This window comes from Acidicapsa dinghuensis (assembly GCF_025685685.1).
GTDB classification, from domain to species: Bacteria; Acidobacteriota; Terriglobia; order Terriglobales; family Acidobacteriaceae; genus Acidicapsa; species Acidicapsa dinghuensis.
Genome location: NZ_JAGSYH010000005.1, coordinates 661,260 through 674,959 on the forward strand (window position 1 = coordinate 661,260; position 13,700 = coordinate 674,959).

Consider the following 13,700-nt stretch of genomic DNA (forward strand, 5'->3'; position numbering starts at 1 on the left):
TGGAGTACAGCAGTGAGCAGTGCCGTAGTTCGACGACCCATGGGAGGAGTAAGAATGCTTTCCCGCGTTGCCGATAGCCTTTATTGGATGAGCCGCTACCTCGAGCGCTCCGAAAACACCGTACGCCAACTCGATGTAACGCTTAGTCTGCTTCTCGACACCTCATCAACCACCGCGGAAACACGCTGGCTGCGTCTGCTCGCGGCGCTAGGCAATCCGCCGGGGCTGACGTGGACAGGCGATCCCGATGAGCTGACGCGCACGCTCATCTTCGATCCTGTCCAACCGTCTTCGGTTACATCCTGTATCAACTTAGCGCGCGAAAACGCACGCCAGGTTCGCGAAGAAATCTCCAGCGAGCAATGGCAGCGCGTCAATCGGCTCTATCATCACATCCGCTCGCCGCAGGCGCAAAATCAGTTCCGCTCCAACATGAACGACTTTCTCGCCACCATAATCGATGGCATTCATCTCTTCAAAGGTGTAAGTGATACTACGATGATCCATGGCGAGGGATGGCAGTTCATCCGCCTCGGCCGCTATCTCGAACGCGCTTACGCGACAGCGACGCTGCTTGAGGTCTATCAGGAAAGTTTGCTCAATCTTCCCGAGCGTGAGCACTCCGGATACCAATACCTAGAACTTGTTGGCCTGCTTCGATGTTGCACTTCTTTCGAAGCCTACTGTCAGGTCTACACCGCCGATCTCACCCCCGACCGCATCCTCGAGTTCCTCGTTCTCAATCGTGACTTTCCCCATGCGTTGCGTTATTCGATCGATGGTGTACGCCAGTCCCTCGATGCCATTCAACGTACGGGCGGCCGCCGTCCACCCGAGGAACTGCTCGCCACCGCAGGCCGGCTGCACTCCATGCTGCGCTATACCACGATCGAAGAGATCCTCGACGGCAGCCCGGGCCGCTTCCTGCATTCCATTCGCGAACAGTGTCTCCGCATCCACGAACTCATCTACCGCTACTACATCCACTATTCGATTCAATCCGCGCTTGCCGTTTAAGCTGATCCAATCTCTGCGGGAGGGTCTTCTTATGAAGCTCGACAAAACCTTCACAGCACAACTAGAAAAGAGCGCTAGTAAGGGAGGCTGGACCTATGTGGTTTGGGCGGATTCGGTTGAGTTCTTCCAGACTCGCGGTTTGGTTAAGGTCCGCGGTAAGGTCGATGGCCATCGCTTTGAAAGCTCATTCATGGCTCTTGGAGACGGACGGCACAAACTGCCGATGAAATCGGATCTACTTGCGAAAATTGGCAAAAAAGCTGGGGATTTAGTGACGGTAGTTCTGGAACAGCGGATAGAGCGCAAGCCAAATCGCGCGGCGTGAACACACTCTCGGGAGCAAGCATGAACTTCTACTCCATCCGCCATCTCACCCGCTTCCGCTACAAGCAGCCGGTCAGCGAAAGCATTATGGAAGTCCGCATGCATCCGCGCTCGGACTCCAACCAGCACTGCCTCTCGTTCTCGCTTTCCGTCAGCCCGCGTTGCAGGGCATTTACCTATCGCGATCAATATGGCAACAATGTCCACCACTTCGATATCCCCGGCGAACACGACCAGCTCATGATCGTCGCAGAGTCGCTCGTTGAGCAGCAGCCGCAACAGGACCTTCCCAACTTCTTATCTTCCGATGCGTGGGGTGCGCTGGATGCATTAATTGCCGAAGGCGATTACGGCGAGATGCTTCTTCCCAGCATCTTTGCCAAGCCAACTCCTGCTCTTCTCGATCTCGCGGCAAAGCTCGAAGTCGTCCGCCGTGATGATCCCTTGCTTGTCGTTCAGGAGCTCAATAAGCGTCTCTACGATTATTTTGACTATGTTCCCCGCTCCACCCGTGTTGATTCGCCCATCGACGAGGCCATCGCCAATCACGCAGGCGTCTGTCAGGATTTCGCGCACACGATGATCGCTCTCCTGCGTCACATCGGAATTCCAGCCCGCTATGTCAGCGGTTACCTTTATCGCAGCCAGGAAAGTCTGGATCGTTCCACTCCCGATGTTTCACACGCATGGGTCGAAGCCTTTCTGCCCTATGTGAACTGGATTGGTTTTGATCCTACGAACGATCTGGTGGCTCACAACCGGCATATTCGCACCGCCATAGGACGTGATTATGCCGATGTTCCACCCACGCATGGAATTTTTCGAGGCAGTACGGAGAGCGAATTGTATGTCGCGGTGCAGGTCCAGGCCAGCGAAGAACCGCCTCCGCTCGACCGCAAGCTGCCAATTCCGGATGACTGGTCTGTGCTCGTCGAACGTGCGCAATATGCCCCCGAACGCGCGGTTCCAGTGCTCGATGCGCAGCAAATGCAACAGCAGCAATAGCGTATTTGCCAGGAGGCTGTGCGCTGCGTCTGCTTTTCTACTATCTGCGAAAACTGATTGGCTTAGCCAATACCCGCTGAAGGGCTATTTTGACTGACCACTTCGTCAGTTTGTCACTAAACTGCAAGGATTGCTTCGAGAGCGAAACCTGTTGAAAAGGAAATGAAATTCCTGCAAAATTGAGGCAATAGCCAAGTGGGCACGATAAAGCATCAGTCCCACATGGGTCCACCCACTAGACCACCTGTACGATGGTGGCGCTTTCACTTTAAGTAACAAGCAGTACAAGCTTTTGGAGGAATTGACGTGAAACGATTCCCTTTGGGAGTGATGCTTCTCTGCATCCTCACCACTTGCAGTCTCGCCTTTGGCCAGGCGAGCACCTCACTTCGCGGTACGGTGAAAGATCCGAGCGGAGCTCTGATTCCGAACGCAACCGTCACCATTGCCGATAATGCAAACGGCAAGACCCTCACGTCTGTTACGAATCAGGAGGGAATCTATCAGTTTCCGCAGATTCCTCCCGCGAAGTATGTGATCACCGTAACGGCTCAGGGGCTTGGGACACAATCGAAGTCGGCAGAACTGCTTGTAGATCAGCCCGCGACCATCGATTTCAGTTTGTCCATTCAATCGAGTGCAGTGACCGTTGACGTCTCGGCCAGTGCACAGACCCTCAATACCACCGACGCGACTCTCGGTGATTCGGTCGGGAATGAGACCATCCAGGCGCTCCCGATGGAGGGCCGCGATCCGATTTCTCTACTCACGCTTCAGCCAGGGGTACTGTATCTCGGAAATCCAGCCGAGAACGATACCGAAGATAGCCGCAGCGGATCGGTGAATGGCAGCCGTTCCGATCAGGGCAATATCACCCTCGACGGCATGGACGACAACGATCAGGTTAATGGCACGGCGTTCACTGGAGTGTTGCGCTCCACACTCGATTCAACCGAGGAGTTTCGTGTTACCACTTCCAATGGAAATGCAAACTCAGGCCGCAGCTCGGGCGCTCAGGTTGCCTTGGTCACCAAGACCGGTACCAATAAGCTGCACGGTGCTCTTTACGAATACTACCGGCCAACTAATACCGTCGCGAATGAGTGGTTTAACAAGTACGAGCAATTGACCCTTGGCGAGCCCAACACGCCGCAGAAATATGTTCTGAACACCTTCGGCGGGGCGCTCGGCGGTCCGATCAAGAAAGACAAGCTATTCTTCTTCTTTAACTACGAGGGCAAGCGTCAGGCGGTGGATGATGTCATTACCCGTACGCTGCCAACCCAGCAGTTTTATAGCGGTGCACTCGGATATCAGGACGTCAATGGCAACACGCAGATTCTGAGCGCTGCCCAGGTAGCGAATCTGGATGCCGGTTGCGCGCCGGCGAACGCAGGTTCCCAGTCCAGCACAAATCCTTATCCGTACAATGCTCCCTGCGGTCCTAATCCGAATGTGATCGCATACTATCAGCCGCTTGCAGCAGCCGGAATTTACGGTACCTCTCCAACCGCGGGTGATGGAATCAATAACGCTGGCTATACCTTTGCCTCGCCGGCTCCGGTTACCTTTAACACCAGCATTGGCAAGATCGACTACGACCTGACCCCTAAGCAGCACATCTTCTTTCGCGGCAACCTTCAGAAAGACACTGGCAACCTGCAAACCGGCTTCAGCTCCTGCGCCGGAACCATTGCCGCTACAAGCTGCGGTCTGGAAAATCTTCCCGGTCAGGCCAACGCCTCCACTTCGGAGGACAACACAAAGGGCTTTGCTGTCGGTCACACCTGGACAATCAGCCCGAATCTGGTAAACGATGCTCGTTACGCCTACATCCGTCAGGGATTCTCAACCCGCGGTGTCGGCTCAGGACAGGGAGACTGGGTTGTCTTCCGCTTCATCGATCAGCCGTCCTCTCATGCACTGTCGGAAATCGTCAGCGTGCCCGTGAACAACATCGTCGATAACCTCACCTGGACGAAGGGACGACATACCCTGAGCTTCGGAGGCAATTGGCGCGGCATTACCAACAATCGCGGCACAGATTCCAATTCCTACTCGACCGCCAGTTCCAACCCATACTGGCTGGCCAATGCTCCGCCAGCGCCTCCCGATCTTGGCTCGGGTTTCGCGAACAGCTACGAAATCGCTTACGACACCCTCATCGGAGCTGTGCCCTCCACGACTGCGCAGTTTAACTACGACGTAACCGATCCAACCAGTGGCACGTTATTCCCGGATGGCACCTTTATCACGCGCCATTTCCGCGCAAATGAGTTCGAGTATTACGCGCAGGATTCATGGCAGATCAAGCCGAATCTCACCGTGACCTTTGGCGTACGTCACTCCATTCTGCAGGCTCCATATGAGACACATGGGCAGCAGGTTTCTCCTACGGTCGACACCCACGACTGGTTCGTCCAAAGAGGACAAGCCGCCAGCTCTGGCCAGGTCTTCGAAGACGCGCTGGAGTTCCAGCCCAGCGGCAAAGAAAATCACGCGCCTGGATACTGGGCCAAGCAGAAGGCCAATTTTGCTCCTCGCTTAGCCGCTGTTTATTCGCCTAACCCGCGTACGACGGTTCGCGCCGGCGCCGGTATGTACTTCGATCACTTCGGCCAGGGCATCGTCAATTCCTTCGATCAACAGGGGTCGTTTGGGTTGACGACCTCTATCGAGGGCCCTGCCGGAGAATACACTCCGCAGAACTCTCCTCGGTTTACCGGAGGGCATGATATTCCGCCATTGGCCGGAAGCTGTGCTCTGAACTCAACGATTCCGTATCCGTATGCTCCTCCATCTGGCTCTACTTGTGGTTTTGCCATTACCTGGGGCATCGACAATCACCTGAAGACGCCTTATTCATACGGACTGGATTTCTCCATTCAGCATGAATTTCCCGGAGGCTGGTTGTTTGAGGAAGCATACGTAGGCCGTCTGGGACGGCATCTGATGCAGCAGCTTGATCTTGCAGAGCCTGTTAATTTTGTCGATCCCAACGGGGGCGGCGACTATTTCTCCGCAGCAAGCCAGCTTTCCAAATTGGTCGATGCCAACGGTCAGAATGGCTGCGCGAATGTTCCGGCAATCCCCTACTTCGAGCATGTCTTCAGCTACATGGCAGGCTTCAATCCAGCCGTTGAGTCCGATGGAGTTACACCCAACCCATGTCCCACGCCAAACGCCTCGGCAACTCAGGCGGTATACACCTATGAGTGGGCCCCCAACCGCATGGGAGCCGGCGAAACTACGGCGCTGGCCAATCTCGACGAGTACTGCTACAACGGCACATTCGGCGTCAACTACAACTGCCCGGCCACCTCGCGCTTCTGGCAGCAGCAGTTTTCGTCTCTCTATGCCTGGTCGTCCATTGGCAACAGTTCTTACAACGCATTGCAGTTCACATTACGTCATCCATCGAGTCATGGCCTCACCGTCGATGTGAGTTATACGCTCTCCAAGTCGCTTGATATGGGCTCGGGTGCGGAGCGCTCCAACGAATATTCGAATGACTCCTACGGCGGAAATGATGGCATTCAGAACTCCTGGAATCCCAAGCTCAATAAAGCCGTAGCTGACTTCGACACGCGCAACCTCGTGACGGCTGATCTGGTTTATGTGTTGCCTGTAGGCCGCGGCAAAGCGCTACTGGGTGATAGCAACCGTCTGATAGACGCAGTTGTGGGCGGCTGGCAGTTCTCCGGTTTGTACCGCTGGGCCAGCGGGTTGCCGTTCTCTCTGACTTCTCCGGGATGGCAGACCAACTGGCAGTTGGAAGGGTACAGTGTGGTGACGGCTCCTGTTCAAACGCACAAGCACTTGCTGGATGGAGTGCCGCAGGTCTTCGCAGGAAACAGCGCTGCCGCAATCAACACTGGGGTTGCAACAGGCAGTCCCATCCGCTTGCCGTATCCAGGTGAAGCTGGCGAGCGCAATAACTTCCGCGGGGATGGTTACTTTGATATCGATTCAGCATTGGCCAAAACCTGGGCATTGCATGAAGAGATGCGCCTCAAATTTGCGGCTGAAGTGTACAACGTGGGCAACAATGTCCGCTTTGACGTAAGCCCTCTCAACCTCAGCAGTGGTTTGACCTCCGGTACACTCGGAAATTATCAGGGTGTACTCACAACCTACCGTCGCATGCAGTTCGGTCTGCGTTTCGACTTCTAACTTTGTTGCGTACTTTGTCAACGCCGGAGGAGCTGTGGCTCCTTCGGCGTTTTTGTTTTGACAGCCTTTGATTTTGCAATTTACGTCAAAACACAGCCCATCCCGTTCTCATGATGGACAATGGTGCAAGGCGTTTCTCACTTCTTTTGGAAGGACACATCTTCGCGCATGAAGCGCATTGCAGGCTCTTCTCTTTGCTCTCGTTTGGTATTCGCGTTTCTCATCATTGCTGCCCTTCACTCGATTCCGTCCAAGGCCCAGGTAAATCTACCGCCCATCACACTCGACGAATACCTCAACACCACCGATATCACTGGCGCGCGCATCTCGCCCGATGGTTCCGCGGCCGTCATCGGAACCGAGTCTCCAGACTGGAAGAACAATAATTTTAGACACGCTCTTTGGCTTTGGACCACCCGCGATGGCCTGCGCCCGCTCACGCAATCCGGCAGCGATGATGATGCTCAATGGAGCCCTGATGGCAAGTGGATCGCCTTTCTTTCGGACCGTTCTTTGAGCGGCGGAGATGGCCGAGACGATGGGAGCGAAGGCAGCGGGGACGCTGGTCCGCGTTCAGCAACCGGCCAGCGCGACGCGCACTCCGACGACAAGACGACCCGAATCTGGCTCATTTCACCTGCCGGTGGAGAAGCACAGCCGCTTTTCCGCGAGAATCTTGATGTGCATGCCTTTGCCTGGTCCTCTGATGGAAAAACGATCTACTTTTCCGTCACGGCTCCGCTCACGCATGAGCAGGAAGAAACAAAAAAAGAGGAGTGGAAGGACGTCATTCGCTGGCGCGAGCAGGAGCGCGGAGATTTGCTCTTATCGCTTCCCGTTGCAATTTCTCTCGCCAACGCCTCGGCTCTGTCGCCTGCCCACGTATCCGGTGAGTCCTCTAAAACCGGTCAGTCGAAAAAAGATGAGCCCCGCTTACCGCAAGGTGCGCAGACCCTCTCCACAACCCGGCTTGCCATTCAGGAAATTGCCCCTTCGCCTGACGGCGCCAACGTTGCTTTCCTGACCCAGTCGGTAAGCCATCGGATGGAAGATCCCGCCGATATAGAAATCTTCGAGGTTCCCACAAATGGCGGTGCAACTCGCCAGATCACCCACAATCAGGCTCTCGAAGCCGGCCTCAAATGGTCCTCAGACAGCCAATCCATCTATTTCGTCGTGCACGCCGCCGGCGGATCGCTCGAGGGCAGCTATCGCGACGTGGAGGGCAGGCTCTATCGCCTGAATCTCACAGATGGCAAAATCGAGCGTCTCGGTGCCGATTTCACCGGCTCTCTCGAAGACTTTGAGCTCCTGCCCAGCGGACAACTCATCGCTCTCGGTCTCAAAGGCACGGAGCAGCAGATCTACCAGATCGACGGAGCAAAAACGACAAAACTGCCAGGCATCGCAGGCAGCTACGCCGGATTCTCGGCGCCAAAAAACGGCACTGCGCTTCTGGTGCGCCAGTCCTCGATCAACCATCCAGGCCAGGTATATCTAGCCACCGACGCACTGCATCCAGATCAGGCTACCCAGCTTACGCATTTCAACCCAATCTTTGCTCAACGCGCCCAGCCCGAATGGCGGACCTACACCTGGAAGTCCAAAGACGGCACACCGGCCGAAGGAGTCCTGATCTTTCCTCCAGGACAAAAGGACGCGAAACACCTGCGCATGCTCACGTTTATCCATGGCGGCCCGGCCGATGCCGATGGTAATCGTTTCGGAGCCGACTGGTATGACTGGGCCACGCTTGCCGCTTCTCACGGCTGGCTCGTCTTCCGTCCTAACTATCGCGGCTCATCCGGATACGGCGACGACTTCATGCTCCAGATCGCGCCACATCTGGTCTCAAAGCCCGGCGAAGACATTCTCGCCGGAGTCGATGCGTTGGTAAAAGACGGCTATGCCGATCCTGACAAACTCGCCATCGGCGGATACAGCTATGGCGGTTATATGACCAACTGGCTCATCACCGAGACCACACGCTTCAAAGCCGCCGTAACCGGCGCCGGAGCCGTAGAGCATGCCGCTAACTGGGGCAACGACGACGTCACCTGGGACGACGCCTGGTATCTCAACGGCAAACCGTGGGAAACCCCCGAACTATACCAGTCCGAGGCCGCACTCTTCCGCATGAATCGCGTCAAGACACCTACGCACATCGTGCAAGGCAACGCAGATGTTCGTGTCAGCTACCTTGAGGGGGTCACATTGGAACGCGCCTTAGAGCAACTTGGCATTCCTCATAGCTTCCTCGTATTCCCAGGAGAAGGGCATAGTCTTGCCAACAATCCCTGGCATGGTTACATAAAATTGCGCGAAGAACTCAAATGGCTCGATAAGTATGATCCCCAATAGAGTCGAATAACCCGTTAATCTGATTAGAGAAAGCCGCGCCAGCCACAGGCGCGGTCTGAAAACCGCGCCGTTCACTGAAACTTGGATGAGGCAGCGGGGAAGTCTGAGCAGTTTTTGGGAAGCGGCTCTTCGCTCGCTGCATCCAACGGTATGACCGCATGATCGAGACGGAACAGGAACGCGTCGTAAGTCAGGAAGAACGGCTGGCCGCCCAGCGCCGGGCGCAGTCTGAGGCGCATCAGGATTCGTTTCGCCGCACCCTGCTCAGCGCTCGCCGCACCATCAAGTTCAGCGAGACCATGCGGCTGGCGATCGACAGCTTTCGCGCCAGCAAAGGCCGCTTCGCGCTCACCGCACTCGGAATGGTCATCGGTTCCGCTTCTGTAATTCTCGTTGTCACCATCGGTATGACCGGCCGCGACTATGCCCTTGGGCTCATCGAAAAAATTGGCACCAACATGGTCGAGGTCGAATATGCAGGCGGTGGCGCAACCGGGACTGAGAGCGCCGTTTACAACGATTACCTCACACGCGATGACGAGCGTGCGGTCGATACCCAGGTACCGAGCATCATGTTCTCGTCTCCAGTACTGGAAACGCATGACCGCATCAGCTTTGGTGGCGGCGTCGTCAAGGATACCCTCGTACTCGGCGTTGAACCGGCTTACAAAAATGTACGCAACCTCATTGTCACGCAAGGCCGCTTCTTCGATGACAACGACGCAGCTGCCCACATCAAATGCGCTGTCGTTACTCTTCCATTCGCCCACGAGATGTTCGGCAGTGCCGACGCGGCCGTGGGACAGAACTTCCAGATCAGCGGCATTCCGTTCACCATCATCGGCACATTCAGAGAGAGCGTTGACGATTTCGGCCAGTCTGAATTGACTGATAACACGATTCTTATTCCGTACTCAGTCGCTCGCTACTTCACCGGAACCGATAACGTAAAGCAGATTTATTTCTCACTGCGCAGCATGGCCGATGTTCCCGATGCTTCCAAGTCCATCCTCCAGATCGTCAAAAGCCGCCACAAGCCCAACTCGGTCTACAAAACGACCGATCTGAAGGAGCTCCTGACTACGGCAGCCCTCATCGCCAACGGCCTCACCGCCGTGCTTATTGCCGTAGCCATGGTGACTCTTGCCGTAGGCGGCGTCGGCATCATGAACATCATGCTCGCCAATGTCCGTTCCCGCATCCGCGAGATCGGCATCCGTAAAGCGCTTGGAGCCACCTCCCGTGAGATCCGCCTGCAGTTTTTAACGGAAGCCATCATGATCTCGCTTGCCGGAGGAATTGTCGGTACCATCCTGGGTCTGACGCTCCCGCTCTCCGTCCGTCTTTTTACGGACTACGCAATTCCCATTTCACCCTGGTCTATCATCGCGGCGCTCGGCGTCTCGCTTATCGTCGGTGTCATCTTCGGCACGGTCCCCGCTACCCGCGCTGCGCAGATGGACCCGGTAGAATCGCTCAAGTATGAGTGATTCATCCACGCCTCGCGGTCAGGACCGGGAATCTGAGGAAGATCCGTCTAAAGGTCCAAACCTGCTACTCATCTACGCGCTGCTTGTATTGGGCTTACTAATCGCCGGAGCCGTAGCCGCCATGATTGTCTGGCCTTTTTATATCCGGCGCTAATGTCAGGTACATTGCTTCTCTAGTTCCAGGTAAGGCGTATACTGAAAAAGGTAAGGAGTGCCGTATGGCGTCTATTCCCAAACCGGTTCCATCCAAAGCCGTCAGAGCCAAGATCACTAGCAAAGGTCAGATCACGATTCCTGTTGAGATCCGCCGTTCTCTCGGAGCTGGACCGGGGGATGTGCTGGTGTTTGAGCCTAGTGGCGATGGTATTCGCTTGGTGCGGCAGGTAGACGAAGACCGCTTCGAGCGGATGCGTGGCATCGGCGTCGGAATTCCAGAGATGGATGAGAGCGTCGACGGCATCGTTCGTTACCTCCGTGAGATGCGCGGCCATGACGAAATAGATGACCAGATTTTTGGCACGGACCGTAGATGACCGCACTTGATACGAATATGCTGATCGCCCTGCGCAGTACAGACAGGTTAGCAAGTCAATTGGCTGCTGACGCTCTCAGGAACGCTGCCTTGCAAGGACCGCTATCCATCTGTGGAGCGGTATTTGCGGAAATGCTTGGACTCCCGGGCAGAAGCAGCAAAGAGCTGATCGATTGGTTTGATGAGCTTGAGATCAGTATCGAGTGGAAATTCGATTCCGCGGATTGGCAATTGGCTGGAGAAGCATATCAGGGGTACGTCAGCCGAAGGCGAGCGAGCGGAGGCGGATTGCCTCGTCGCATTGTCACCGACTTCCTTATCGGCGCACACGCGTCTTTGCGCGGCTACTCGCTTTTGACTGCGGATCAGCGCCTGTACGGAGCCGCCTTTCCGGGACTCCGGATCGTTTCACTTTGAAGCAGCCCGCTCCACAATCAGTACCGGAATGCCATCTTCTAACGGATATTTCCGTCCGCAAGCTATGCAGGAGATTCGCAAAGTGTCAGGCTCCGGATGGAGACTTCCCCGGCACACCGGACATACAAGCAGTTCCAAAACCCGCTCATCCCAATCCGAGTTCAGTATTTCGGCCTTTTGATTGTCCATGAAGAGCTACTGCACCGAACCATCGGGATGCTGGTCTTTCGGCGGCTTCGGCGGATGCTGCGGACGATTCGCCAACTCCTGTTCGATGCTGGTGTTGATGCCAGCCTTGGCAAACTCCATCGCCACGCGAATGCTGTTATAGATAGCAGTCTCGTTCGATGAGCCGTGCCCGATGATGCACACACCGCGCACGCCCAGCAGCGGTGCTCCACCGTATTCGTTGTAATCCAGCCGTCGGCGGAAATCGTTGAAGGCTTTCCGCGACAGCATCGCGCCCACCTGCGCCGTCACCGTAGTCGTCAGTGACTCGCGAAGCAGATCGCGAAAGAGCCGGCCGATACCTTCGCCCGTCTTCAGCGCCACATTGCCTACAAAACCGTCGCAGACAATGACATCCGCCGCGCCATTGAAGATATCCCGCCCTTCCACATTTCCGATGAAGTGGATCGGCAGCGCCTTCAGCAGTGGAAATGCCTCGCGGGTGAGTTCGTTGCCCTTGCTCTCCTCCTCACCGATGGAAAGCAGGCCAACCTTAGGTCTGTGAATCCTCAGAATGGATCGGGCAAAGATCTCGCCCATCACTGCAAACTGCTCCAGGTTATGCGCTTTGCAGTCCACGTTTGCGCCTACGTCCAGCAGCACGCAGGGCGATCCGGTTACAGTGGGCATGCGCGCCGTCAGGGCAGGGCGGTCCACGCCGGGCAATTCTCCCAGCACCATCTTGGCCGTCACCATTGCTGCGCCCGTATTGCCGGCGGTGATGAACCCTGCCACTTTCTTCTCGCGAACCAGCTTCAACCCAACGCGCATCGAGCTATCCTTTTTTGCCCGGACAGCGTGCGCAGCCTTCTCATCCATGCCGATCTTTTCCGAGGCGTGGTGAATGACGATAGGCAAGTCTTCGTCTTCGAGATGCTCATCCAGCAGGTCGCGAAGCTCGCGCTCCGGCCCCACCAGGTGCACACGCACAGGTAGCGCGCGGCATGCCTGAATGGCGCCACGAATCTCCGGCTCCGGAGCCTTGTCCGAGCCAAAGGCGTCCAGGGCGATATCCATCAGCGTGGAAGCGGTGTGCTTATGCACTGGCTGCATGAGCTTTCAGAAGGAACTGTTAGCTGGCTGCCGCGGTTGTGTTTTCCAGAACCGCACGGCCCCGGTACTCACCACACTTGGGGCACGCCCGATGCGGAAGCTTCTTTTCCTGGCAGTTGGGGCAAACCGAAAGAGAGCCAGCGGTCAAAAAGTCGTGAGCGCGGCGATTTCCAGTGCGGCGCTTTGAGTGCCGCCGTTTTGGATTAGGCATGATGCAATTCCTTTCTTCCTGCGGCTATCTGCCGCACGCAGCCGGAAATCCATCCGGTGCTTAATCTCCGTCCTGACGTGGCAGCCTGCCGATTCGCAAGAAGTTCCGTCTCCGGTGCCGACACTCAAAAGAGACCCATCCGGGTCTCTTTCCTGAACTCTTAGTGCTTGATCCGGCTGCCCAACCCCGACAATGCTTCCCATCGCGGGTCGTCAGGTCCCTGCTCGCACGAGCAGGCCACCTCGTTCCGATTCTGTCCGCAGCGCGGGCAAAGCCCCTTGCAATCCGGCTGGCATAGTGAACGAGCCGGCAGAGACAGCAAAACCTGCTCCCTCAGCACATCTTCCAGCGCCAGGCCATCCTTTTCATAATACCCGATTTCTGTCTCTGGCGTGGAGATTGAGTGCTCCGAACCCTCCGCATCCACCCCCGAAGGCCGGAAAAGCAAGTCAAAGTCGCCCGCAACCTCGTTCCGGACCGGTTCCACGCACCGTGCGCAGGGCGCCTCGAACGTTCCTCTGAGGCTGCCTTTCAACCGGATATCCGGGACGATCTCCTTGGGGCCGCGGTGTTCGTGCAGCACCTCTGCGCGTCCTTCGGAGGTCAGATCCCCCACTTGCTCCGCCTCGCCGCCGAAATCGATCGCCTTGGGCGGCAGCGCGACCGAAAACTGAATCGGTTCCCGTTCCAGATCTGGAATTGCAAAGAACATGGTATGAGCCTACGGCGCGGAATCCGGCTCGTCAATCCGGGTTAACACTGCGTCGATACTCCGGGCGCCGTCAAGTTTGCGCCGCACTTGCCGATGACGCTTGTGTCCAGGCTTTCGGCCAGTTCGCCACCGGCTCCGGCGCGGAAGCTCATCAATTCCGGAGGAACCATTTCGCCG

General features: G+C 56.4%; 14 protein-coding genes. 9 read left to right on the top strand and 5 right to left on the bottom strand.

Annotation, left to right across the window (positions count from 1 at the left end; genetic code table 11):
* Positions 1-54: 54 nt before the first annotated feature.
* From OHL22_RS17505 to OHL22_RS17545, 9 genes are all read left to right on the top strand, one after another.
* On the top strand, positions 55-1,017 hold the full coding sequence (locus OHL22_RS17505; RefSeq protein WP_263340147.1) for an alpha-E domain-containing protein: 963 nt from the start codon (positions 55-57) through the stop codon (positions 1,015-1,017).
* Positions 1,018-1,048: 31 nt separating this feature from the next.
* Positions 1,049-1,342 (top strand): DUF1905 domain-containing protein, encoded by a 294-nt coding sequence (locus OHL22_RS17510; RefSeq protein ID WP_263340150.1) that lies wholly within the window; start codon positions 1,049-1,051, stop codon positions 1,340-1,342.
* Positions 1,343-1,362: 20 nt separating this feature from the next.
* Positions 1,363-2,346: a transglutaminase family protein gene (locus OHL22_RS17515; protein WP_263340152.1), complete on the top strand. Its 984-nt coding sequence runs from the start codon at positions 1,363-1,365 to the stop codon at positions 2,344-2,346.
* A gap of 306 nt (positions 2,347-2,652) precedes the next feature.
* Entirely contained in the window at positions 2,653-6,519 is a 3,867-nt protein-coding gene (locus OHL22_RS17520; protein ID WP_263340155.1) for a TonB-dependent receptor, read from the top strand.
* A gap of 168 nt (positions 6,520-6,687) precedes the next feature.
* Positions 6,688-8,880, top strand: coding sequence for a S9 family peptidase (locus tag OHL22_RS17525; protein ID WP_263340158.1), 2,193 nt, complete (start codon positions 6,688-6,690; stop codon positions 8,878-8,880).
* Positions 8,881-9,038: 158 nt separating this feature from the next.
* Entirely contained in the window at positions 9,039-10,370 is a 1,332-nt protein-coding gene (locus OHL22_RS17530) for an ABC transporter permease (RefSeq protein WP_263340160.1), read from the top strand.
* The gene (locus OHL22_RS17535; protein ID WP_263340163.1) at positions 10,363-10,524 is read left to right on the top strand and encodes a hypothetical protein; all 162 of its coding nucleotides are present in this window, start codon (positions 10,363-10,365) and stop codon (positions 10,522-10,524) included. Before OHL22_RS17530 ends, OHL22_RS17535 begins: the two co-directional genes overlap by 8 nt.
* Positions 10,525-10,588: 64 nt before the next feature.
* On the top strand, positions 10,589-10,903 hold the full coding sequence (locus OHL22_RS17540; RefSeq protein ID WP_263340168.1) for an AbrB/MazE/SpoVT family DNA-binding domain-containing protein: 315 nt from the start codon (positions 10,589-10,591) through the stop codon (positions 10,901-10,903).
* A 17-nt stretch (positions 10,904-10,920) separates the two neighbouring features.
* Entirely contained in the window at positions 10,921-11,319 is a 399-nt protein-coding gene (locus OHL22_RS17545; RefSeq protein WP_263340539.1) for a type II toxin-antitoxin system VapC family toxin, read from the top strand.
* Here the strand turns inward: OHL22_RS17545 and OHL22_RS25120 are convergent.
* The 5 genes from OHL22_RS25120 to OHL22_RS17565 form a co-directional block, all read right to left on the bottom strand.
* A complete protein-coding gene (locus tag OHL22_RS25120; protein ID WP_377819697.1) occupies positions 11,311-11,508 on the bottom strand; it encodes a Trm112 family protein in 198 nt (65 codons plus the stop codon). The two genes, OHL22_RS17545 and OHL22_RS25120, sit on opposite strands and share 9 nt — an antisense overlap.
* 6 nt (positions 11,509-11,514) lie before the next feature.
* Complete coding sequence (gene plsX / locus OHL22_RS17550; protein WP_263340171.1) at positions 11,515-12,600, bottom strand: phosphate acyltransferase PlsX; 1,086 nt, start codon at positions 12,598-12,600, stop codon at positions 11,515-11,517.
* A 19-nt stretch (positions 12,601-12,619) separates the two neighbouring features.
* A complete protein-coding gene (rpmF, locus tag OHL22_RS17555; protein ID WP_263340174.1) occupies positions 12,620-12,811 on the bottom strand; it encodes a 50S ribosomal protein L32 in 192 nt (63 codons plus the stop codon).
* 160 nt (positions 12,812-12,971) lie between these two features.
* Entirely contained in the window at positions 12,972-13,523 is a 552-nt protein-coding gene (locus OHL22_RS17560) for a YceD family protein (protein ID WP_263340177.1), read from the bottom strand.
* Between the two features lie 41 nt (positions 13,524-13,564).
* Positions 13,565-13,693: a hypothetical protein gene (locus OHL22_RS17565; protein ID WP_263340179.1), complete on the bottom strand. Its 129-nt coding sequence runs from the start codon at positions 13,691-13,693 to the stop codon at positions 13,565-13,567.
* Positions 13,694-13,700 lie beyond the last annotated feature (7 nt).

Coding starts and splice junctions, on each gene's coding strand:
- OHL22_RS17505 (WP_263340147.1), top strand. CDS start 55: ATGCTTTCCCGCGTTGCCGATAGCCTTTATTGGATGAGCCGCTACCTC.
- OHL22_RS17510 (WP_263340150.1), top strand. CDS start 1,049: ATGAAGCTCGACAAAACCTTCACAGCACAACTAGAAAAGAGCGCTAGT.
- OHL22_RS17515 (WP_263340152.1), top strand. CDS start 1,363: ATGAACTTCTACTCCATCCGCCATCTCACCCGCTTCCGCTACAAGCAG.
- OHL22_RS17525 (WP_263340158.1), top strand. CDS start 6,688: ATGAAGCGCATTGCAGGCTCTTCTCTTTGCTCTCGTTTGGTATTCGCG.
- OHL22_RS17530 (WP_263340160.1), top strand. CDS start 9,039: ATGATCGAGACGGAACAGGAACGCGTCGTAAGTCAGGAAGAACGGCTG.
- OHL22_RS17535 (WP_263340163.1), top strand. CDS start 10,363: ATGAGTGATTCATCCACGCCTCGCGGTCAGGACCGGGAATCTGAGGAA.
- OHL22_RS17540 (WP_263340168.1), top strand. CDS start 10,589: ATGGCGTCTATTCCCAAACCGGTTCCATCCAAAGCCGTCAGAGCCAAG.
- OHL22_RS17545 (WP_263340539.1), top strand. CDS start 10,921: ATGCTGATCGCCCTGCGCAGTACAGACAGGTTAGCAAGTCAATTGGCT.
- OHL22_RS25120 (WP_377819697.1), bottom strand. CDS start 11,508: ATGGACAATCAAAAGGCCGAAATACTGAACTCGGATTGGGATGAGCGG.
- plsX (WP_263340171.1), bottom strand. CDS start 12,600: ATGCAGCCAGTGCATAAGCACACCGCTTCCACGCTGATGGATATCGCC.
- rpmF (WP_263340174.1), bottom strand. CDS start 12,811: ATGCCTAATCCAAAACGGCGGCACTCAAAGCGCCGCACTGGAAATCGC.
- OHL22_RS17560 (WP_263340177.1), bottom strand. CDS start 13,523: ATGTTCTTTGCAATTCCAGATCTGGAACGGGAACCGATTCAGTTTTCG.
- OHL22_RS17565 (WP_263340179.1), bottom strand. CDS start 13,693: ATGGTTCCTCCGGAATTGATGAGCTTCCGCGCCGGAGCCGGTGGCGAA.